The sequence below is a fragment of the Halomonas sp. THAF12 genome, assembly GCF_009363675.1.
In the GTDB taxonomy this organism is placed as follows: Bacteria; Pseudomonadota; Gammaproteobacteria; order Pseudomonadales; family Halomonadaceae; genus Halomonas; species Halomonas smyrnensis.
The window spans coordinates 1,813,459-1,833,590 of sequence record NZ_CP045399.1 but is presented as its reverse complement, the minus strand read 5'-3'; the positions used below and the strand labels follow the sequence as shown (position 1 = coordinate 1,833,590).

The window sequence follows — 20,132 nt, the reverse complement described above, 5'->3', positions numbered from 1 at the left end:
ATGCAAGAGACCGACGAACGCCTGCTGATCGTCGATGACGACGAGATGTTCTGCCACGTGCTGCACCGCGCCATGAGCCGGCGCGGCTTCGAGGTGCTGGTGGCCCACGACGCCGAGCACGCCCTGTCGCTGGCGCGCCAGCATGCGCCCACCATGGCCACCCTGGATCTGAAGCTGGAACAGGAGTCGGGGCTCAAGCTGCTGCCCGAGATGCTCGAGGTGGTGCCGGACTGCCGCGTGGTGGTGCTGACCGGCTACTCGAGCATCGCCACCGCGGTGCAGGCGATCAAGCTCGGCGCGGTGAACTACCTGTGCAAGCCCGCCGACGCCGAGGAGATTCTCGCCGCCCTGTCACAGGAAGAGGCCGACCCCGGGGCCGAGGTCGCCGAGCATCCGCCCTCGATCAACCGCCTGACCTGGGAGCATATCCAGAAGGTGCTGCAGGAGCACGACGGCAATATCTCCGCCACCGCCCGCGCGCTGGGCATGCATCGCCGCACCCTGCAGCGCAAGCTGCAGAAGCGCCCGGTCAGGCGCTGAGGCGCAAGCTGCAGCCTGAAACCGCCCACAGCGAAGAAACCCCGAAGGCCCGGGCCTTCGGGGTTTCTTGTCGCTCGGCGCTCGGCGCTTGTCGCTCTGCGATTACTGGGCCGTCCAGCCCAGATCGATGTTCCAGCTGGCGCCGGTGACGGCCCCCGCCGCATCGGAGGCCAGGTAGCCCACCAGCGACGCCACCTCGCCGGGATCGATCAGTCGCTTGACGGCGGCGTTCTTGAGCATGATCTGCTCGACCACCTCCTGCTCGTCCATCTGGTTCAGTCTCGCCTGGTCGGCGATCTGGTTCTCCACCAGCGGTGTCTTCACATAGGCCGGGCACAGGGCGTTGGCGGTGATGCCCTGCGGGCCGCCTTCCAGGGCCGCGGTCTTGGTCAGCCCGATCAGGCCGTGCTTGGCGCTGATGTAGGCGGCCTTGCCCGGGGACGCGACCTGGGCATGAATCGAGGCGACGTTGACGATGCGGCCCCAGCCGTTTTCGCGCATCGAGGGCCAGGCGGCCTGGGTCAGCAGGAAGGGCGCGGTCAGCATCAGATCGATGATCCGACGCCACTGCGCCTCGGGGAATTCCTCGATCGACGACACATGCTGAATGCCGGCATTGTTGACCAGGATATCGAGCCGGCCGAAGCGGCTCAGGGCATCGGCGACCGCGGCCTTGCAGGCCTCTCCATCGGTGAGGTCGGCCTGGAAGAAGGCGGCGCCGGCGCGCTCGGCGATCGCCTGGCCCTCGGGATTGAAGTCCACGGCCAGCACCTGATGGCCCTGCTCTCGGAAGTGGCGCACCACGGCCTCGCCGATGCCGCTGCTGGTGCCGGTGACGAGCGCCACGCGCGGCGTGGATGATTGAGCGGTCATGGAGTCTCCTCGTTCCAGTTCCATGGGAAAGCTGAAGATACGACGCTGCGCCACCAGCATATGAACCTTTGACGCACTGCACCAGAGCGACCTTTCTCCTACTCGGCGGCAGCCGGCGCCATCACCTGCGCCATCAACCGCTGGGCCAGCCGGCTGCCGTCCTGCACCGAATCGAGATCGGAGAGATCGTCGAGCAGCGTGCACAGCCACAGCCACTCGCCGGCGCGCAGCGACACCGCCTGGAAGGGATAGCGCCCGGAGGGCAGCGCCAGCGTCAGGCGCGCCCCCTCGCCGGGACACGCCTCGTCGTCTTCCGGTACCAGCGCCAGCGACAGCGAGCCCGGGGTGATCAGCGCGCCCAGCAGGCCGCGTCGACCGTCCGGCAGCGCCTGGGGCTGGAAGCACAGGGCATCCACGCCGAGCCGCGGGTTGTCGCCGGGGGCGCGGCAAGCGGCCTCCAGGAAGTCGCGCTCCCAGGCCTGCGCCAGGCGGTTCAGGCGGTCGTACTGATCGGCGGACAGGGCCTGCATCACGGCGCTCCTGCGTTGAGATGACACGATGAGATGAACGGGCGGCCAGTATAGCCAGCCGACCGGGGGTTACTGCTAGCATGGTAAGCCTAACGACACCCCGAGGAGCCGCCATGACCCCCGAACAGCGCCTGGAGATCGCCGTCGACATCGCCACCCACGCCGGGCGGATGATCATCGAGGCCCGCGAACAGGGCGATTTCGACCATCGCTACAAGCAGGGCCAGGAACTGGTCACCGACATCGACCTGCAGGTGGACACCTACATCGGCGAGCGGCTGGAGGCGAGCTTCCCGGAGGAAGCGCGGCTCAGCGAGGAGCTCGCCCCGGACCGCGAGGTCCTCGAACGGCCCGATGCGCTGTGGGTGGTGGACCCGATCGACGGCACCGTCAACTTCGCCCACGGCCTTCACCACGTGGCGGTCTCGGTCGGCTGGGCCAGCGGCGGCAAGGTGAGGCTCGGCGTCGTGCACGCCCCCTTCCTCGGCGAGACCTACACGGCGCTGGCCGGACGCGGCGCCTGGTGCAACGGCGAGCCGATTCGCGCCAGCGGCAACAAGGAGATGGCCACCAGCCTGGTCGGCACAGGCTTCCCCTATCGCCGCGACAGCCGGCCGCCGCTGATGCGCCGGCTGATGGCCGTGCTCACCCACTGCCAGGACGTGCGCCGCGCCGGCTCCGCGGCCCTCGACCTGTGCGCCGTGGCCAGCGGCCGCCTGGACGCCTACTACGAGAGCGTCTCGCCCTGGGACCTGGCCGCCGGCCTGCTGATCGCCCGCGAGGCTGGGGCGCGCACCGGCCATCTCTATCCGGTCCCCGGCGGCTTGCCCGAGGATCTCTACGGCGAGAACCTGCTGGTATCGAGCCCGGCGCTGCACGAGCCACTCGGCGAGCTGCTGCGCCACGCCGACGCCAGCGACCAGGACGCCCTCTGAGCCCGTCCGCCGGGGCGCCGCCCCCGGCGGCAAGCGCCCTATAGGGCGATGCAATCGCCGCCCCAGCCGATGCCTATTGGCCACATGCGCGTCGCTGGGGCAGAATGGCCCCCGATTTCGCCTTTATCCCCTTTCGATGCATCCGTGATGCAAGGAGTCATGCCATGTTCGTCGTCATCTTCGGCCGCCCCGCCTGCCCGTTCTGCGTTCGCGCCAAGGAGCTCGCCGAGAAGCTCGAGAGCGCCGGCGCCATCCAGGGGCACCGCTACGTGGACATCCACGAGGAAGGCATCACCAAGGCCGACATGGAGAAGACCATCGGCAAGCCGGTCGAGACCGTGCCGCAGATCTTCGCCGACCAGACCCACATCGGCGGCTTCACCGAGTTCGACCAGTACGTTCGCGAACAGGGGCTGCTGGAGAAAGCAGAAGCCGCCCAGTAAGCCGCGCGACACATGCTAGACGAAGGCCGCCCGAGGGCGGCCTTCTTGCGTCATGGCCGCGCCTGCTGCCTCGTTGAATCCGCCCACACCCGCGCGGCTTACACTCCTGAAGGGACAACCACGCGGACAGAGGAAGAGGCAGGATGCAGCGGGAAGAATTCATCCAGCAGCTATGGCTGGATTACGTTCATCAGCACCCGGATCTCGGCGGGCTGCGGCTATGGCCGGTGGAGACCCCGCCGGAATACCTGACGCTGCTGACGCTCAACCACGGCCCCTGGGCCATGGAGGCGCTGCTGCCGACCCTGGTGCGCTTCGGCTATCGCCCGCTGCAGCGCTATGCCATGGCCGACCGCGGCCTGCTCGCCACCCTGCTGGCGGCACCCGACGACGGCGCCTGGCTGGTGCTGGCCGAACTGCAGCTCGGCACCCTGTCGCGGCCGCCCCGCGAGGCCCTGCAGCAGCTCGTGAGCCAGGCCCATGCCGCCGACACCCGGGGCCAGAACCTGCTGTGCCGCGGTCGCCCCTGGCCGATGCCGGACTGGGCCACCTTCCAGGCACTGACGGCGGCGCATCCGCTGGCCGGCTGGCTGGCCGCCATGGGGCCGCGACTGCATCATCCCGGCTTCGACTGCGCCCGGCTCGGCCAGAGCCTCGATCAGCTCGACGGCGCCCTCGCCCAGTCGGGCATCGACGGCAGCGCCGACCGCCATCAAGGCATCCTGCCCGTCTCGCCACTGCTCGACTACCGCTTCTATCCGGGGCCGGCCCGGCGGCTGATCTTCGCCGAGGGCGACGAGCACAGGGTCACCGCCGGCGGCCTGGCGCTGGTACAGAAGCAGGTCAGCGCCAATCAGGAGCGCTGCGCCGAGCTGCTGCTGCCCCACCACACCCGCTGCGAGCTCACCTAGGTCCCGAACAAAACTGTCTGCGCTCGCCCATCCGGCGGGCGTCTTTTGCTGGCCAACCGAGCGCCAGCTCACCCGCCGTTTCTCGACCCGATCTCCGCCCGCGCCCCTTGACGATTCGGCCTCGAGGCGTCCCGGCTCGCGCCGCGCCGGCGCGACCATCCACAGTTTCTGTGGATAACGCTGTGCATCATCTCGGCACAGCCGGCGACGAGCCCCGTGACATGGCCGTGGCGCTTGGAATGGTCAGTTTTTCGGCACTCGCCGGCAACGAGATGGCCCGGGCAAGCCCGGGCCATGAAAGGAAAAAATCCTTGACGACGCCGAAGACGTCAGTCGGCGAAGACCATCTCCGGCACGTGGTCCGGCACGATCAGCTTGCCGGCGGTCTTTTCCTTGATCTCCTCGACCGAGACGCCCGGCGCGCGCTCCTTGAGCACGAAGGCGCCGTTCTCGATCTCGAGGTAGGCCAGGTCCGTCAGCACGCGGTTGATGCAGCCGGCGCCGGTAAGCGGCAGGTTGCAGGATTCCAGCAGCTTGGACTCGCCGTGCTTCGAGGCGTGGGTCATGGTGCAGATGATGTTCTCGGCGCCGGCCACCAGATCCATGGCGCCGCCCATGCCCTTGATCAACTTGCCGGGGATCATCCAGGAGGCGATGTTGCCGTTCTGGTCGACCTCGAAGGCGCCGAGCACGGTCAGGTCGACGTGGCCGCCGCGGATCATGGCGAAGGATTCCGCGGAGGAGAAGATCGCCGCGCCGGAACGGGCGGTGACGGTCTGCTTGCCGGCGTTGATCATGTCCGGGTCCACTTCCTCCTCGGTGGGGAAGCGGCCCATGCCCAGCAGGCCGTTCTCGGACTGCAGCATGACGTCGATGTCATCCGGCACGTAGTTGGCCACCAGGGTGGGAATGCCGATGCCCAGGTTGACGTAGAAACCGTCCTCGAGTTCGCGCGCCACGCGCATAGCCATCTGTTCGCGAGTCAGTGCCATCGTGATTGCCTCTTGTCTGTCATGATTGACGACCGTCGGGGAAAGGCGAAGCGAGGGTTTTTGCCATGAATGGCAAAAGTAGCGCCCAAGGATGGGTTCACAGCGCCTCGCGCAGGCTTTCCCGGACAGGCTCGCCTCATCGTTGATCGTGTAATGACGCGCTTAGCCCTGGTGCACGGTGCGCTTCTCGATGCGCTTCTCGAAGGTGCCCTGGATGATGCGATCGACGTAGATGCCCGGGGTATGGATCTGGTCCGGCGGCAGCTCGCCGGGCTCGACGATCTCCTCGACCTCGACCACGGTGATCCTGCCCGCGGTGGCGGCCAGCGGATTGAAGTTCTGGGCGGTGTCGCGGTAGATGACGTTGCCGTAGCGGTCGGCCTTCCAGCCCTTGACGATGGCGAAGTCGCCGACGACGGATTCCTCGAGGATGTAGTGGCGGCCGTTGAACTCGCGGACCTCCTTGCCCTCGCCGATCGGCGTGCCGTAGCCGGTGGCGGTGTAGAAGGCCGGAATGCCGGCACCGCCGGCGCGCATCTTCTCGGCCAGGGTCCCCTGCGGCGTCAGCACCACCTCGATGTCGCCATCGAGCATCTGCCGCTCGAACAGCGCGTTCTCGCCCACGTAGGAGGCATAGATGGTGCCGATCTGGCGATCCTCGAGCAGCAGGCCCAGGCCGAAGCCGTCCACGCCGCAGTTGTTGGAATAGACGGTCAGGTCCTTGACGCCACGGCGCTTGATCTCGCCGATCAGGTTTTCGGGGATACCGCACAGCCCGAAGCCGCCGGCGATCACGGTCATGCCGCTCTCGATGCCGGCCATTGCCTCCTCATAGGAACCCACTCGCTTGTCGAATCCGGCCATATCTGCCTCGCCTGGTTGGAAAGTGGTTGTTGTTGCGGAGTTATTTTCAAGACACCCGCAGTGTCGACGGGGAATATATATTTGTTAAGTTTGATTTTTTTATAGATTATTTTGATTACCAAATAGACTAGCGTAGCGCCCATGACCGTCAAGCAACTCCGCGCCTTTCTCGCCGTGGCCCAGACGCTCAGCTTCACCCAGGCCTGCGAGCGGCTGCATCTGTCGCAGCCGGCCCTCAGCCTGACCATCAAGAGCCTGGAGGAAGCCCTCGGCGGCCGCCTGCTGACCCGCAGCACCCGCAGCGTGCGGCTGACGCCCGAGGGCGAGTCGCTGGTGCCGCTGGCCAAGCGCCTGCTGGCCGACTGGGACAACACCGAGGAGCTGCTGCGCCAGCGCTTCACCCTGCGCCTGGGCCGGGTGGCCGTGGCGGCCATGCCCTCCTTCGCCGGCAACCAGCTGCCCACCGTGCTCAGGGCCTTCCGTGCCCGCTATCCGCAGATCAATGTCACCGTGCACGACGTGATCAACGAGCAGGTCATCGAGATGGTACGCCAGGGCCGCGTCGAGCTGGGCATCGCCTTCGCCCCCGAGGCCACCGATACCCTGCACTTCACGCCGCTGTTCGAGGACCGCTTCGTGGCCGTGGTGCCGGCCGATTCGCCGCTGACCGAGCGCCAGCGGGTGGACTGGCCGACCCTGCTCTCCGAGGACTTCATCACCCTGCAGCGTCCCTCCATGGTCCGGCTGATGCTCGAGGAGCAGCTGCGCGCAGAGGGCATCGAGCTGCCGGTGGCCTTCGAGAGCTATCAGCTCTCCACCGTGGGCCGCATGGTGGCCGCCGGGCTCGGCGTCAGCGCGGTGCCGTCGCTGTGCATCGAGCAGATGCATGAGCTGGGCGCGCGCTGCCTGACCCTGGAGGCGCCGACCATCCAGCGCGCCGTGGGCGTGCTGTCCGCCAACGCCGAAGCGCTCTCGGTGGCCGCGCAGGCGCTGAGAGAGGTCATCCAGGAGACCATCACCGCCCCCGTCCTCGACGCCGACTAATCTCAAGACAGGGGAATCCGACAGCCGTCGTCGATCAGGAGGGATGTCCCATGGCCGAACCGCTCTGGCAACCGTCTCCCGAGGCGATCGAGGCGACTCGCCTGGCCGCCCTGATGCGCCGGCTTGAACGCCGGCACGGCATCGCGCTGCCCGACTACGCCGCCCTGCACGCCTGGAGCCTCGCCCATCCCGAGGCCTTCTGGACCCAGCTGTGGGACGACGCCGATATCATCGCCGAGCGGCGCGGCGAGCGCGTGCTGGAATGGCCCGACGCCATGCCCGGTGCCCGCTGGTTCCCGGACGCCCGGCTGAACGTTGCCGAGAACCTGCTGCGCCGCCGTGACGCGCATCCGGCGCTGATCGCCCGGGACGAGCGCGGCCGGCGCCGCGAGCTGAGCCATGCCCGGCTTTACCGGAGCGTGGCCGCCCTGGCCGCGGCGCTACAAGAGCTCGGCGTGGGCCCCGGCGACCGCGTCGCCGGCATCGTGCCCAACGGCGAGCATGCGGTGATCGCCATGCTCGCCGCCACCAGCCTCGGCGCCATCTGGTCGTCCTGCTCGCCGGACTTCGGCGCCCAGGGCGTGCTCGACCGCTTCGGCCAGATCGGTCCTCGCGTGCTGATCGCCGCCGACGGCTACACCTGGCACGGCAAGGCGATCGACATCCGCCCACGGCTGGCCGAGATCGCCGGCGCCATCGACGGCCTGGCGCGCGTGGTGGTCTACCCCTTCCTGGACGACGCGCCCGAGCTCGGCGACATTCCCGGGGCCGTGGCCTGGGACGACGTCCTGGATCACGACGCCACCGAGATCGCCTTCGCCGCGCTGCCCTTCGATCACCCCCTCTACCTGCTCTACTCGTCCGGCACCACCGGCACGCCCAAGGCCATCCTGCACTCGGCCGGCGGCACCCTGCTGCAGCATCTCAAGGAGCACCGGCTGCACACCGACATCGGCCCCGGCGACGTGCTGTTCTACTACACCACCTGCGGCTGGATGATGTGGAACTGGCTGGTCTCGGGGCTCGCCTCGGGCGCCACCCTGGTGCTGTTCGACGGCGCCCCCTTCGCGCCCTCACCCGACGCGCTGTGGGCCATGGCCGAGCGCGAGGGCGTCACGGTGTTCGGCACCAGCGCCCGCTACCTGGCCGCCTGCGAGAAGCAGGGCCTGCGCCCCGGCCGCGACCACGACCTCTCGGCGCTGCGGGCGGTGCTGTCCACCGGCTCGGCGCTGTCGCACGCCTCCTTCGACTACGTCTACCGCGACATCAAGGCCGACCTGATGCTGGCCTCGATCTCCGGCGGCACCGATATCGTCTCCTGCTTCGCCCTGGGCTGCCCGATCCGCCCGGTCCATCGCGGCCAGATCCAGTGCCGCGGGCTGGCCATGGCGGTGGACGTGTTCGACGACGACGGCCGGCCGCTGCGCGGCGACAAGGGCGAGCTGGTGTGCACGCGGCCGTTTCCCTCCATGCCGCTGGGGTTCTGGAACGATCCCGGCGGCGAGCGCTATCACGACGCCTACTTTTCCACCTTCCCCGGCGTCTGGGCCCACGGCGACTACGCCGAGATCACCCCGGAGGACGGCCTGATCATCCACGGCCGCTCCGATGCGGTGCTCAATCCGGGCGGGGTACGCATCGGCACCGCCGAGATCTACCGCCAGGTGGAGAAGGTCGAGGAGGTGCTGGAGTCGCTGTGCATCGGCCAGGAATGGCGCGATGACATCCGCGTGGTGCTGTTCGTGCGCCTGCGCCCGGGGCTGACCCTCGACGACGCCCTGCGCGAGCGCATTCGCGAGACCATCCGCGCCAACGCCACGCCGCGCCACGTGCCGGCGAAGATCCTCCAGGTCGAGGACCTGCCGCGCACCCTGTCGGGCAAGCTGGTGGAGCTCGCCGTGCGCCACGTGGTCCACGGCCGGCCGGTCAGGAACCGAGACGCACTGGCCAATCCCGAGGCGCTCTCGCTGTTCGAGGATCTTCCCGAGCTGAGAGAGTGATGCCTGACCATGCACGGGGCCGATCCGTCGGTGGGTCCACAAGTGGGGCCGCCGCCTCGCCTGCCGGCACCGACGCCACCGAGTTGACGCGCAGCGCTGGGCACCCCCGCCACGATCCATTAGCATTGGCGCCTACATCTTTCTTCAAGGAGACCAACGGCATGTCGACCCTCAGGGGCATCGTCAGCCTGCTGCTGCTGACCCTCAATACCCTGTTCTGGGCGGTGCCGCTGATCGCGCTCACCCTGCTCAAGCTGATCACCCCGGGCCGCCCGCTGCGGCGCCGGGTGCTGCGCTGGCTGAACGGCGTGGCCCTGGGCTGGGTCGACGTCAACCTGTGGTGGATCCGCCACTGGATCCGCCCCGATCTGCGCCTCGACCTGCCGGACGGCCTGAGCCGCGATGAATGGTGGCTGGTGCTGGCCAACCATCGCAGCTGGACCGATATCTTCGCGCTGTTCCTGGCCCTTCATCGCCGGCTGCCGATGCCGCACTTCTTCGTCAAACGCCAGCTGATCTGGATTCCGGTGGTCGGGCTGGCCTTCTGGGCGCTGGAGTTCCCGATGCTGCGCCGGCTGACCCGGGAGCAGCGCGAGCGCCATCCGCACCTGGCCCGCCGCGACCGGGAGGCCACCGAGCGCATGTGCGCCCACGCCCGCGAGCGGCCGATCGCCATCTACAACTTCGTCGAGGGCACCCGCTTCACCCCGGCCAAGCACGCCGCCCGCCACAGTCCCTATCGCCACCTGCTGCCGCCGCGCGCCGGCGGCATCGCCCAGGTGCTGAACCTGCTCGGGGATCGGCTGAGCGGCATTCTCGACGTGACCCTGCGCTACTCGCGCCCCGAGCCCCGCTTCTGGGATTTCCTCTGCGGCCGCGAGGGGGCGATCCACCTGAGCGCCCGTCGCCTGACGGTGCCCGAGTGGATGACCCAGGGCGACTATCACCAGGACCCCGCCTACAAGGAACGCTTCCACACATGGCTCAACGCCCAATGGCAGGCCAAGGACGCCGCCCTCGATACGCCCTGACCCTTCTCTCGCTGCTGCTGGTCGTCCTGCTGGCCGGCTGCGCCGGCCCGTCGGGGGTGATGCGCGGCGGCTCGCCGGCCGGCCACTGGGTGAACATCCAGCGAGGCGACACCCTGGGCGAGATCGCCCGGCGAGCCGACGTGCCGCTGGTGCGGCTGCGGCGCTTCAATCCCGGCGTGAATCCGCGCGGGCTGGCCGTGGGGCAGCGCATCCTGGTCCCCAGCCAGCGGGAGCGGGCGCCGTCCGGGGGCCCCTATCGCTACCAGATCCGCCCCGGCGACACCTACAGCGCCATCGCCCGGCGCTTCGGTACCTCGCCGGTCAGCATCGCCGCGGCCAACCCCGGCGTCAGCCCCACCGATCTCAAGATCGGTCAGCTGGTCTCGGTGCCGCTGCACGGCACCCGGGCCGCCTCGAGCCGCGGCAGCACGTCCAGCGCCCCTTCACGCTCGTCGTCGCCGAGCCCGGCGCCCGATCCCGGTCCGGTGCCGAGCGACGCCCGCGACTGGCCCTGGCCGCTGGACGACTACCGGGTCGCCCGCGCCTTCGGCCAGGACAGCCGCGGCACCCTGCAACCCATGCTGCTGGCCACCGACCAGGGTGCCCGCGCCAAGGCCGTGGCCGACGGCGAGGTGCGCTTCGCCGACAGCATGCGCCAGCTCGGCCGGGTGGTGATCGTGCACCATGAGGGCAACCTGCAGAGCGTCTATGCGCTGTGCGACACCCTGCTGGTGGACAGCGGCACCCGGGTCGACCAGGGCACACCGCTTTGCACCGTGAGCCGGCACGCCGCCACCGGACGCCATGACCTGCTGTTCGACATGCGCCACGGTGGCAAGCCCATCGATCCGCGCAGCGTGCTGCGCTGAGCCGAACCGCTCCGATATTGTCATCGCGGCGTCATGACGATGTCGCGATGCTGTCACCCCGCCCGGCCATCCTGAATCGGCAACGGGGCCACTCCGGCCACCGACGTCACGAGGATGGACATGCGCATCTGCCTGGTCAGCGAAACCTGGACGCCGGACATCAACGGCGTGGCCCACACCCTGGCCCAGCTCAGCGGCCAGCTGCGGGAACGCGGCTTCTCGTTGCAGCTGGTACGACCGCGCCCCGCCGACGGTGAGCATCGCGCCGAGGGCATGGACAGCGAACTCCAGGTGCGCGGTACCTCCGTGCCAGGCTATCGCGAGGTGCGCCTCGGCTTTCCCGCCGGCGGCCGCATCCGTCGCCTGTGGCAGGCCGAGCGACCCGACGTCGTCTACGTGGCCACCGAGGGCCCGCTCGGCTGGTCGGCGCTGGCCGCTGCGGAGAAGCTGGGCATCCCCGTGGTCAGCGGCTGGCACACCAACTTCGATCATTATTGTCGGGACTACGGCGTCGACTGGCTGCGCCCGCTGGTCACCCAGCGCCTGCGCCGGTTCCACAACCGCTGCGGCGCCACCCTGGTGCCGACCCATGCCCAGGCCCACGACCTCGGCCAGCGCGGTTTCGAACGGGTCAAGGTGATGGCCCGCGGCATCGACGGCGAGCGTTTCTCGCCGGCCCATCGCGACCCGGCCCTGCGCGAGCAGTGGGGGGCCGACGAGCATCAGCCGGTGGCGCTCTACGTGGGCCGCCTGGCGCCGGAGAAGAACCTCGATCTGCTGCGTGACACCTTCGCCGCCATGCTCGACGCCCATCCCGGCCTCACGCTGGTGGTGGTCGGCGACGGCCCCGGCCGCGCCAACCTCGAGCGCGCCCTGCCCCAGGCCCACTTCGCCGGCTTCATCTCGCCGGACGACCTGATCCGCTACTACGCCAGCGCCGACCTGTTCGTCTTCCCGTCGATCTCCGAGACCTGGGGCAACGTGCTGCTCGAGGCCATGGCCAGCGGCCTGGCGACCGTCGCCTTCCGCCACGCCGCCGGCGCGGAACTGATCGAGGACGACGTCAACGGCGTGCATCTGGCGGTCGGCGACGAGGCCGGCTTCCGCGACGCCGCGGTGGCGCTGTGTCAGCAGCCGGCCCGCTACGGCCGCCTCGGCCGCGCCGCCCGCCAGCGCGCCCTCGGCTATCGCTGGCCCGCCATCACCGATGACTTTCTCGCCGCCCTGACCCACGCCCGGGAGATGTCCGATGAAACCTCGCGCCCCTGCCGTGTTTGACCGCCTGGATACGCTCGAATGGCACCTCTGCCAGCGCCTGGCCGGGTTCAGCATCCACCGCCCCTGGCTGTGGTCGCTGCGCCTGGCCAGCAAGGCCGGCGACTGGCCGATCTGGGTGGTGCTGATCGCCGCCCAGCCCTGGCTGCACGGTGGCGAAGCGGGCTGGCGGCTGACCCTCCACTACACCCTGACCGCCCTGGTGGCGATCGCCTTCTATCGACTGGTGAAGACGCGGCTGTGTCGCGAGCGCCCCTTCATCACCTTCACCACCATCGCCTGCCAGGAACCGGCCCGGGATCGCTACAGCTTCCCCAGCGGCCACACCATGCACGCGGTTCTGTTCTGTACCCTGGCCGCCGCCCACACGCCCTGGCTGCTGCCGGCGCTGATTCCCGTCGCCGCCCTGATCGCGGTCTCGCGGGTCGGCCTCGGCCTGCACTACATCAGCGATGTGATCGCCGGCGCCGCCATCGGCTACGCCATGGCGCTGGCGAGCCTGGCGCTGGCCTCCTGACACTGGTGTCCAGGCCCCGGGGCTGGCACCCTGCGGGCATGGACCTGTTTTCTCCCTCTGCCGACGACGGCGAGCGGCTGCTCGACCATCCCCCGCTGCATCGCTTCGCGCCTCTGCTCGGTGCCGATAGCGCCGACCGGGCCCTGGCCCGTCTCGACGGCGAGCTGGACTGGCAGCGACCGACGCTGCGTCTCTACGGCCGCGACCACCCGATTCCCCGCCGCCAGGTGTGGATGGGCGACGCCGACTACCGCTACTCGGGCCGGCGCTTCGCGCCGACGCCCTGGCATCCCGCCGTGCTGGCGATCCGTGATGCCGCCGTGACGCGACTGGCGCGCGCCGGCATCGAGGCCCGCTTCAACAGCGTGCTGCTGAACCGTTACGCCGACGGCGACGAGCGCATGGGCTGGCACAGCGACGACGAGCCGGAACTCGGCGAGGCGCCGATGATCGCCGCCGTCAGCCTCGGCGCCGACCGGCCGCTGCGCTTTCGCTGGAAGGATCGCCGTGCTCCGGCCTTCAACGTCAGCCAGCCCCACGACGGCCTGCTGCTGATGGGGTCGGGCGTTCAGGCCGACCTCGAGCATGCCCTGCTGCCGCGGCGTGACCACGGGCTACGCATCAGCCTGACGTTTCGCTGGGTACAGCACGATTGAGGGCCGCGCTCCCCGGTGGCTCACCCGACCCACTCCCCACTCCCCACACCCCCCCTTCGCACGACGCACATAAAAAAACGGCCACCCCTTTCGGGATGGCCGCGTCCGGCTCGATGCACCTGAGACATTCGATGTCGCCGATGCGCTCGGTCATGAAGACCGAGATAACGGTATAACATCAGCCACGGTGGTAGCCCGGCGCAACGAAGGGCATCTTGCTGACCACCATCGGCAGGCGCTTGCCGCGCACCTCGGCGAAGACCGTGGTGCCGACTTCGGCCCGCTCGATGGTCACGTAGCCCATCGCCACCGGCTTGCCGACGGCGGGGCCGAAGCCGCCAGACGTCACCACGCCGATGACATGGCCCTCGTCGTCGAACAGCTCGGCGCCCTCGCGCACCGGGGCGCGCCCCTCGCCGAGCAGGCCCACGCGCTTGCGACGATGATCCTTCTCGGCCACCTGATGCAGGATCAGATCGGCGCCGGGGAAACCGCCGGGCCGCTCGCCGCCGCGGCGACGCGGCTTGCCGATGGCCCAGATCAGCCCGCCTTCCACCGGCGTGGTGGCGGTGTCGATGTCGTGACCATAGAGGCACAGCCCGGCCTCGAGACGCAGTGAATCGCGCGCCCCCAGACCGATCGGCTCGACCTCCTGCTCGGCCAGCAGGCGACGCGCCAGGGACTCGGTGTCCTCGGCGGCCACCGAGATCTCGAAGCCGTCCTCACCGGTATAGCCGCTGCGGCTGACCCAGACCTCGATGCCGTCGATGGAGAAGCGGCCGTGCTGCATGAACACCATCGCGCAGGCCTCGGGGCACAGCCGTGACATGACGTCGGCGGCCTTCGGTCCCTGCAGCGCCAGCAGGCCACGATCCAGCACCTCGACCTCGTGACCGGACAGGCCACGACGCAGGTGCGCGATATCCTGCTCCTTGCAGGCCGCATTGACGACCAGATAGAGGTGATCTCCCCCGTTGACGATCATCAGGTCATCGAGGATGCCGCCTTCCTCGGAGGTGAACAGGCCGTAGCGCTGCTGCCCCTCGGCCAGGCCGACCAGGTCGGCGGGCACCAGGGTCTCCAGCGCCTCGGCCGGCTCGGGGCCGCGCACCAGCACCTGGCCCATGTGCGAGACATCGAACAGGCCGCAGGCCTGGCGGGTATGCTCGTGCTCCTTCTTGACCCCCAGCGCGTACTGCACCGGCATGCTGTAACCGGCGAAGGGCACCATCTTGGCGCCCAGTTCGAGATGGAGATCGTGAAGCGGCGTCTGGCGTTGTTCGTTCATCGCGGTCGTATCACTCCCATAAAGCGGAGGCGCGGGGCGGGATCCGACCCGCGCCGGGTGTCGTTTACTTGTTGAGGTCTTCGCCCGGCAGCACGTCCTTGCCGTCGAAGTAGTCGCGGGTCAGCTTGAACACCACCGGCGACAGCAGCGCCAGGGCGATCAGGTTCGGGATCGCCATCATGGCGTTGAACACGCTGGCCAGCAGCCACACGAAACCGAGCGGCAGCACCGAGCCGACGAAGATCGCCAGGATGTAGATCACGCGGTAGTACTTGATGGCGCCCACGCCGAACAGGTACTCGAAGCACTTCTCACCGTAGAAGGCCCAGCCGAGGATGGTGGTGAAGGCGAACACCGCCAGCGCGAAGGACACCACGTACTGGCCGATGCCCGGCAGCGCCTGGTTGAACGACAGTGTGGTCAGGGCCGCGCCGGTCTCGCCGGAGGTCCAGGCGGTGGTGAGGATCGCCAGTGCGGTGATCGAGCACACCACGATGGTGTCGATGAAGGTGCCGAGCATCGCGATCAGGCCCTGGCGGACCGGGTTCTTGGTCTGCGCGGCGGCGTGAGCAATCGGCGCGCTGCCGAGGCCAGCCTCATTGGAGAACACACCGCGGGCGACGCCGAACTGGATCGCCTTGGCCACGGCCGCACCGGCGAAGCCGCCCGCCGCGGAGATCGGCGTGAAGGCGTGGCCGAAGATCAGGCCCAGGGCATGGCCGATCTGGTCGGCGTTGATGATCAGCACCAGCAGGCCACAGAGGATGTAGGCCACGGCCATGATCGGCACCAGCTTGCCCGCCACCTTGGCGATGCGCTTGATGCCGCCGAGGATGACCGCGCCGGCCAGCAGCATGATCACCAGGCCGGTGATCCAGTGCGGCAGGCCGAGGGATTCGCCCAGGCCGTCGGCCACCGAGTTGGACTGCACGGTGTTGCCGATGCCGAAGGCGGCCACGGCGCCGAACAGCGCGAAGGCGCCGCCCATCCAGGCCCACTTCTGGCCCAGGCCGTTGCGGATGTAGTACATCGGGCCACCGACGTGATCGCCGGCCTCGTCGACCTGGCGATAGCGCACGGCCAGCACCGCCTCGGAGAACTTGGTGGCCATGCCCACCAGGGCGGTGATCCACATCCAGAACACCGCGCCCGGGCCGCCGAGGAAGATGGCGGTCGCCACGCCGGCGATGTTACCCGTCCCGATGGTCGCGGACAGTGAGGTCATCAGCGCGTTGAACGGCGAGACCTCACCTTCGCCCTCATCGCCCTTCTCGGTGCTGCGCCCCTTCCACAGCAGCTTGAAGCCCATGCCCAGCTTGCGAATGGGCATCACCTTCAGGCCGACCTGCAGATAGAGGCCGACCCCGAGCAGCAGCACTAGCATCAGCGGGCCCCATACGACCCCCTCGATGGCCGACAGAAAATTGGTCAAGGTTTCCACGTCTTGTCTCCCTAAAGCTTGTTGTTATGCACCAACGTGCACTTGTCTTGCGGGCGAGTGATACCAACGATGATACGAACTCGCGTACCATAGCGGATCCTTCCGTTGGCGCTCCAGTCTCCTATAGGAAAATACGGCGATTTCCCCGCGTCACAGCATGAAGCATAGCCGAGATCGCATTTGACGCGGCGCGTCCCCATTCCTGTGCCGCCACCTCGGCCGGAGCCGGAGAAATATGTTTCTTATCGGAAACAGGCATCACTCTAGCCGCCAGCCACGAGGGTAGCAAGTCCGACATCACCGCCCCGGTGCCCTCACCACGCGGCGCCGAACGTGTTCGTCACGGGGCAAGCGAGCAGGAATCTCCTCGGCGGCCTACGCTGGGAGAGGCGTTCACGCATCGCCCCGTGATGTCCCGTTGCGTCCGGGGCTCGCCAAACGCCTCCGGGGGCGTTAGGATGCCCCCACACCAGAAACCTTTTTCGTATAGGAAAACGTCATGAGTGCTATCCCCGCCAACCTGCGCTACGCCGAAAGCCACGAGTGGATCCTCGACAACGGCGACGGCACGGTAACCATCGGCATCACCGACCACGCCCAGCAGTCCCTCGGCGATGTGGTCTTCGTCGAGCTGCCCGAGGTCGGTGCCGCCCTGGCCAAGGGCGACGAGTTCGGCGTGGTCGAGTCGGTCAAGGCCGCCTCCGATCTCTACGCCCCGCTGTCCGGCGAGGTCGTCGCGGTCAACGAGGAACTCGAGGACGCGCCCGAGACCCTGAACGAATCGCCCTACGAGGACGGCTGGATCCTGAAGCTTCGCCTCGAGGAAACCAGCGCTCTCGACGACCTGCTCGATGCCGACGCCTACCAGGCGCTGGCCGACGCCGAGGACTGATCCGACCCCGTCGGTCCCGGCGGCGGGGCATGGCGCCAATCCCCCTGACGCCATGCCCCGCGCCCCTTTCCCCTTTCCCTGCCCGCATCGGGCGCGACCGCAATAGGGTATCCCATGGCTTTCGAACAACGCCGCCTGGCCGAACTGGCCAACCATGACGCCTTCCTCCGCCGCCACAACGGCCCGGAGGCCTCCGACGTGGCCACCATGCTGGACACTCTGGGCATGGACAGCCTGGACAGCCTGCTCGAGCGCACCCTCCCGGCCGGCATCCGCCTGGGGCGCGAGCTGGAGCTGGACCCGCCGCGCAGCGAAGCCGAAGCCCTGGACTACCTTCATCGCCTGGCCCGCCAGAATCGCGTGGCCAGGAGCTACATCGGGCAGGGTTACTACGACACCCATCTGCCGGCGGTCATCCAGCGCAACGTGCTGGAAAACCCGGGCTGGTACACCGCCTATACCCCCTATCAGCCGGAGATCTCCCAGGGTCGCCTGGAAGGCCTGCTGAACTTCCAGCAGATGGTCATGGACCTCACCGGCATGAGCCTGGCCAACGCCTCGCTGCTGGATGAGGCCACCGCCGCCGCCGAGGCCATGGCGCTGTGCCGTCGTGCCAACAAGAAGGCCAAGACCAACGCCTTCTTCGTCGCCGACGACGTCTTCCCGCAGACCCTCGACGTGGTGCGCACCCGCGCCCACTACTTCGACTTCGAGCTGATCGTCGCCCCGGCCGCGGAAGTGGCCGAGCACGACGTCTTCGGCGCCCTGCTGCAGTACCCGGGCGACGGCGGCCGCGTCCACGACCTGGCACCGCTGCTGGAAGCCGCCAAGGCCAAGGGCATCATGACCTGCGTGGCCGCCGACATCCTGTCGCTGGTGCTGCTCAAGGAACCGGGCGCCATGGGCGCCGACATGGTGGTCGGCTCCGCTCAGCGCTTCGGCGTTCCGATGGGCTTCGGCGGCCCGCATGCCGCCTTCTTCGCCACCACCGACAAGCTCAAGCGCTCGATCCCGGGCCGCATCATCGGCGTCTCCCAGGACAGCCGAGGCGAGACCGCACTACGCATGGCCATGCAGACCCGCGAGCAGCATATCCGCCGCGAGAAGGCCACCTCCAACATCTGCACCGCCCAGGCGCTGCTGGCCAACATCGCCGGCTTCTATGCCGTCTATCACGGCGCCGAGGGCCTGCGCACCATCGCCGGCCGCGTGCATCGCCTGACCACCATCCTCGCCGAGGGCCTGGCCCGCGGCGGCGTGAGCCTGGCCCACGACAGCTGGTTCGACACCCTGCGCCTGACCGGCATCGACCCGCGCAGGATCCACGGCCGTGCCATGGCCCATGACGTTAACCTGCGCTACTTCGACAACGGCGACATCGGCGTCAGCCTCGACGAGACCACCACCGCCCACGATCTCGACCTGCTGTTCGACGTGCTGCTCGACGCCGAGCACGGCCAGTCCGTGGCCGCCCTCGACGCCGAGATCGTCGAGGCCGGCAAGAGCGGCATCCCGGCGGGCAGCGAGCGCGAGTCCGACTTCCTGACCCATCCGACCTTCCGCCGCTACCACAGCGAGACGGAGATGCTGCGCTACCTCAAGCGCCTGGAGAACAAGGATCTGTCGCTGGCCCACGCCATGATCCCGCTGGGCTCGTGCACCATGAAGCTCAACGCCACCAGCGAGATGATCCCCATCACCTGGCCGGAACTGGCGCGCATCCACCCCTTCGCGCCCAAGGACCAGGTGGCCGGCTACCAGCAGATCATCGACGAGCTGGCCGACTTCCTGGTGGAGATCACCGGCTACGACCACATCTCCATGCAGCCGAACTCCGGCGCCCAGGGCGAGTACGCCGGCCTGGTGGCGATCCGTCGCTATCAGCAGGCCGAAGGCCAGGGCCATCGCGACGTCTGCCTGATCCCGAGCTCCGCCCACGGCACCAATCCGGCGTCCGCGGCCATGGCCCACATGAAGGTCGTGGTGGTGGAGTGCGACGACGACGGCAACATCGATCTCGCCGATCTGCGTGACAAGGCCGAGCAGCACGCCGCGTCGCTGTCGGCGATCATGCTCACCTACCCGTCCACCCACGGCGTGTTCGAGGAAGGCGTGCGCGAGGCCTGCGACATCGTCCACGCCCACGGCGGCCAGGTGTACATCGACGGCGCCAACATGAACGCCCAGGTGGGCCTGGCCCGCCCCGGCGACTTCGGCGGCGACGTCAGCCACCTGAACCTGCACAAGACCTTCTGCATCCCCCACGGCGGCGGCGGCCCGGGCATGGGTCCGATCGGCGTCAAGTCGCACCTGGCGCCCTACGTGTCCAACCATGTGGTGCGCCCGCTTGACGGCGTCGAGGCCGGCAGCGGCGCGGTGGCGGCGGCGCCCTTCGGCAGCGCCTCGATCCTTCCGATCTCCTGGGCCTACATCAAGATGATGGGCGCCCGCGGCCTGCGCGAGGCCACCGAGCTCGCCATCCTCGGGGCCAACTACATCGCCGCGCGCCTGGGCGAACACTATCCGGTGCTCTACAAGGGCGCCAACGGCACCGTGGCCCACGAGTGCATCATCGACATCCGCCCGCTCAAGGCCGACTCCGGCATCAGCGAGGAGGACATCGCCAAGCGCCTGATGGACTACGGCTTCCACGCCCCGACCATGTCCTTCCCGGTGCCCGGCACGCTGATGATCGAGCCCACGGAATCCGAGTCGCTGTACGAGCTCGACCGCTTCTGCGACGCCATGATCGCGATCCGCGAGGAAGTGGCCAGGGTCGAGGCCGGCGAATGGCCCGCCGACAACAACCCGCTGGTCAATGCGCCACACACCATGGCCGACCTGATGGACGCCGGCTGGGAGCGCCCCTATTCCCGCGAGCTGGGCGCCTTCCCCTCCGGGGCGGTCAAGACGGCCAAGTACTGGCCGACCGTCAACCGTGTCGACAACGTACTCGGCGACCGCCAGCTGATCTGCTCCTGCCCGAGCATCGACGCCTATCGCGAGTGATCCCACACGGATGACCGCACGC

19 protein-coding genes are annotated in these 20,132 nt (G+C 68.7%); 13 read left to right on the top strand and 6 right to left on the bottom strand.

All coding sequences use genetic code 11. The annotated features are described in order from the left end of the window. The gene (locus FIU88_RS08530) at window positions 1-540 is read left to right on the top strand and encodes a response regulator transcription factor (protein ID WP_016854857.1); all 540 of its coding nucleotides are present in this window, start codon (window positions 1-3) and stop codon (window positions 538-540) included. Window positions 541-642: 102 nt separating this feature from the next. Here FIU88_RS08530 and FIU88_RS08525 read toward each other — a convergent pair whose 3' ends face one another. Continuing rightward, a complete protein-coding gene (locus tag FIU88_RS08525) occupies window positions 643-1,413 on the bottom strand; it encodes a 3-hydroxybutyrate dehydrogenase (protein WP_152478908.1) in 771 nt (256 codons plus the stop codon). A gap of 98 nt (window positions 1,414-1,511) precedes the next feature. Continuing rightward, a complete protein-coding gene (hybE, locus tag FIU88_RS08520) occupies window positions 1,512-1,943 on the bottom strand; it encodes a [NiFe]-hydrogenase assembly chaperone HybE (protein ID WP_152478907.1) in 432 nt (143 codons plus the stop codon). A 113-nt stretch (window positions 1,944-2,056) separates the two neighbouring features. Between hybE and FIU88_RS08515 the strand changes: the two genes are divergently transcribed. The 3 genes from FIU88_RS08515 (at window position 2,057) to FIU88_RS08505 (ending at window position 4,232) form a co-directional block, all read left to right on the top strand. Then, on the top strand, window positions 2,057-2,878 hold the full coding sequence (locus tag FIU88_RS08515) for an inositol monophosphatase family protein (RefSeq protein ID WP_016854854.1): 822 nt from the start codon (window positions 2,057-2,059) through the stop codon (window positions 2,876-2,878). A gap of 164 nt (window positions 2,879-3,042) precedes the next feature. Next, complete coding sequence (locus FIU88_RS08510; protein ID WP_016854853.1) at window positions 3,043-3,321, top strand: GrxA family glutaredoxin; 279 nt, start codon at window positions 3,043-3,045, stop codon at window positions 3,319-3,321. Between the two features lie 143 nt (window positions 3,322-3,464). Next, entirely contained in the window at window positions 3,465-4,232 is a 768-nt protein-coding gene (locus FIU88_RS08505; RefSeq protein ID WP_152478906.1) for a DUF1338 domain-containing protein, read from the top strand. 329 nt (window positions 4,233-4,561) lie between these two features. On the opposite strand, the gene FIU88_RS08500 is transcribed toward FIU88_RS08505, so the two are convergent. Together FIU88_RS08500 and FIU88_RS08495 are read right to left on the bottom strand one after the other, a co-directional pair. Continuing rightward, window positions 4,562-5,224 (bottom strand): CoA transferase subunit B, encoded by a 663-nt coding sequence (locus FIU88_RS08500; RefSeq protein WP_016854851.1) that lies wholly within the window; start codon window positions 5,222-5,224, stop codon window positions 4,562-4,564. A 162-nt stretch (window positions 5,225-5,386) separates the two neighbouring features. Continuing rightward, window positions 5,387-6,088 (bottom strand): CoA transferase subunit A, encoded by a 702-nt coding sequence (locus FIU88_RS08495; RefSeq protein WP_026068407.1) that lies wholly within the window; start codon window positions 6,086-6,088, stop codon window positions 5,387-5,389. 141 nt (window positions 6,089-6,229) lie between these two features. Between FIU88_RS08495 and FIU88_RS08490 the strand changes: the two genes are divergently transcribed. From FIU88_RS08490 to FIU88_RS08460, 7 genes are all read left to right on the top strand, one after another. Then, the gene (locus tag FIU88_RS08490; RefSeq protein ID WP_152478905.1) at window positions 6,230-7,132 is read left to right on the top strand and encodes a LysR substrate-binding domain-containing protein; all 903 of its coding nucleotides are present in this window, start codon (window positions 6,230-6,232) and stop codon (window positions 7,130-7,132) included. A gap of 50 nt (window positions 7,133-7,182) precedes the next feature. Next, window positions 7,183-9,132: an acetoacetate--CoA ligase gene (locus FIU88_RS08485; protein WP_152478904.1), complete on the top strand. Its 1,950-nt coding sequence runs from the start codon at window positions 7,183-7,185 to the stop codon at window positions 9,130-9,132. Between the two features lie 161 nt (window positions 9,133-9,293). Further along, on the top strand, window positions 9,294-10,163 hold the full coding sequence (locus FIU88_RS08480; protein ID WP_152478903.1) for an acyltransferase: 870 nt from the start codon (window positions 9,294-9,296) through the stop codon (window positions 10,161-10,163). Beyond that, window positions 10,112-11,032: a LysM peptidoglycan-binding domain-containing protein gene (locus FIU88_RS08475; protein ID WP_253742801.1), complete on the top strand. Its 921-nt coding sequence runs from the start codon at window positions 10,112-10,114 to the stop codon at window positions 11,030-11,032. Before FIU88_RS08480 ends, FIU88_RS08475 begins: the two co-directional genes overlap by 52 nt. A 120-nt stretch (window positions 11,033-11,152) precedes the next feature. Then, window positions 11,153-12,310 carry a glycosyltransferase family 1 protein gene (locus FIU88_RS08470; protein ID WP_152478902.1) on the top strand — a complete coding sequence of 386 codons (1,158 nt, stop codon included), beginning with the start codon at window positions 11,153-11,155 and terminating at the stop codon, window positions 12,308-12,310. Further along, on the top strand, window positions 12,282-12,824 hold the full coding sequence (locus FIU88_RS08465) for a phosphatase PAP2 family protein (RefSeq protein WP_152478901.1): 543 nt from the start codon (window positions 12,282-12,284) through the stop codon (window positions 12,822-12,824). The genes FIU88_RS08470 and FIU88_RS08465 overlap by 29 nt, the downstream gene beginning before the upstream one ends. Before the next feature lie 38 nt (window positions 12,825-12,862). Continuing rightward, window positions 12,863-13,480 carry an alpha-ketoglutarate-dependent dioxygenase AlkB gene (locus FIU88_RS08460; protein ID WP_152478900.1) on the top strand — a complete coding sequence of 206 codons (618 nt, stop codon included), beginning with the start codon at window positions 12,863-12,865 and terminating at the stop codon, window positions 13,478-13,480. A gap of 178 nt (window positions 13,481-13,658) precedes the next feature. Here the strand turns inward: FIU88_RS08460 and gcvT are convergent, their stop codons facing one another. Together gcvT and FIU88_RS08450 are read right to left on the bottom strand one after the other, a co-directional pair. After that, entirely contained in the window at window positions 13,659-14,768 is a 1,110-nt protein-coding gene (gene gcvT / locus FIU88_RS08455) for a glycine cleavage system aminomethyltransferase GcvT (protein ID WP_152478899.1), read from the bottom strand. A 64-nt stretch (window positions 14,769-14,832) separates the two neighbouring features. Next, entirely contained in the window at window positions 14,833-16,209 is a 1,377-nt protein-coding gene (locus FIU88_RS08450; RefSeq protein WP_016854841.1) for a sodium:alanine symporter family protein, read from the bottom strand. A 499-nt stretch (window positions 16,210-16,708) separates the two neighbouring features. Here FIU88_RS08450 and gcvH point away from each other — a divergent pair, with 499 nt between their 5' ends. Continuing rightward, on the top strand, window positions 16,709-17,101 hold the full coding sequence (gene gcvH / locus FIU88_RS08445) for a glycine cleavage system protein GcvH (RefSeq protein WP_016854840.1): 393 nt from the start codon (window positions 16,709-16,711) through the stop codon (window positions 17,099-17,101). 114 nt (window positions 17,102-17,215) lie between these two features. Next, window positions 17,216-20,110: an aminomethyl-transferring glycine dehydrogenase gene (gcvP, locus tag FIU88_RS08440; RefSeq protein WP_152478898.1), complete on the top strand. Its 2,895-nt coding sequence runs from the start codon at window positions 17,216-17,218 to the stop codon at window positions 20,108-20,110. Window positions 20,111-20,132: the final 22 nt, after the last annotated feature.

Bases quoted from the DNA above. Each gene is read 5' to 3' on its own strand.
- FIU88_RS08530 (WP_016854857.1), top strand. From the start codon at position 1: ATGCAAGAGACCGACGAACGCCTGCTGATCGTCGATGACGACGAGATG.
- FIU88_RS08525 (WP_152478908.1), bottom strand. From the start codon at position 1,413: ATGACCGCTCAATCATCCACGCCGCGCGTGGCGCTCGTCACCGGCACC.
- hybE (WP_152478907.1), bottom strand. From the start codon at position 1,943: ATGCAGGCCCTGTCCGCCGATCAGTACGACCGCCTGAACCGCCTGGCG.
- FIU88_RS08515 (WP_016854854.1), top strand. From the start codon at position 2,057: ATGACCCCCGAACAGCGCCTGGAGATCGCCGTCGACATCGCCACCCAC.
- FIU88_RS08510 (WP_016854853.1), top strand. From the start codon at position 3,043: ATGTTCGTCGTCATCTTCGGCCGCCCCGCCTGCCCGTTCTGCGTTCGC.
- FIU88_RS08505 (WP_152478906.1), top strand. From the start codon at position 3,465: ATGCAGCGGGAAGAATTCATCCAGCAGCTATGGCTGGATTACGTTCAT.
- FIU88_RS08500 (WP_016854851.1), bottom strand. From the start codon at position 5,224: ATGGCACTGACTCGCGAACAGATGGCTATGCGCGTGGCGCGCGAACTC.
- FIU88_RS08495 (WP_026068407.1), bottom strand. From the start codon at position 6,088: ATGGCCGGATTCGACAAGCGAGTGGGTTCCTATGAGGAGGCAATGGCC.
- FIU88_RS08490 (WP_152478905.1), top strand. From the start codon at position 6,230: ATGACCGTCAAGCAACTCCGCGCCTTTCTCGCCGTGGCCCAGACGCTC.
- FIU88_RS08485 (WP_152478904.1), top strand. From the start codon at position 7,183: ATGGCCGAACCGCTCTGGCAACCGTCTCCCGAGGCGATCGAGGCGACT.
- FIU88_RS08480 (WP_152478903.1), top strand. From the start codon at position 9,294: ATGTCGACCCTCAGGGGCATCGTCAGCCTGCTGCTGCTGACCCTCAAT.
- FIU88_RS08475 (WP_253742801.1), top strand. From the start codon at position 10,112: ATGGCTCAACGCCCAATGGCAGGCCAAGGACGCCGCCCTCGATACGCC.
- FIU88_RS08470 (WP_152478902.1), top strand. From the start codon at position 11,153: ATGCGCATCTGCCTGGTCAGCGAAACCTGGACGCCGGACATCAACGGC.
- FIU88_RS08465 (WP_152478901.1), top strand. From the start codon at position 12,282: ATGAAACCTCGCGCCCCTGCCGTGTTTGACCGCCTGGATACGCTCGAA.
- FIU88_RS08460 (WP_152478900.1), top strand. From the start codon at position 12,863: ATGGACCTGTTTTCTCCCTCTGCCGACGACGGCGAGCGGCTGCTCGAC.
- gcvT (WP_152478899.1), bottom strand. From the start codon at position 14,768: ATGAACGAACAACGCCAGACGCCGCTTCACGATCTCCATCTCGAACTG.
- gcvH (WP_016854840.1), top strand. From the start codon at position 16,709: ATGAGTGCTATCCCCGCCAACCTGCGCTACGCCGAAAGCCACGAGTGG.
- gcvP (WP_152478898.1), top strand. From the start codon at position 17,216: ATGGCTTTCGAACAACGCCGCCTGGCCGAACTGGCCAACCATGACGCC.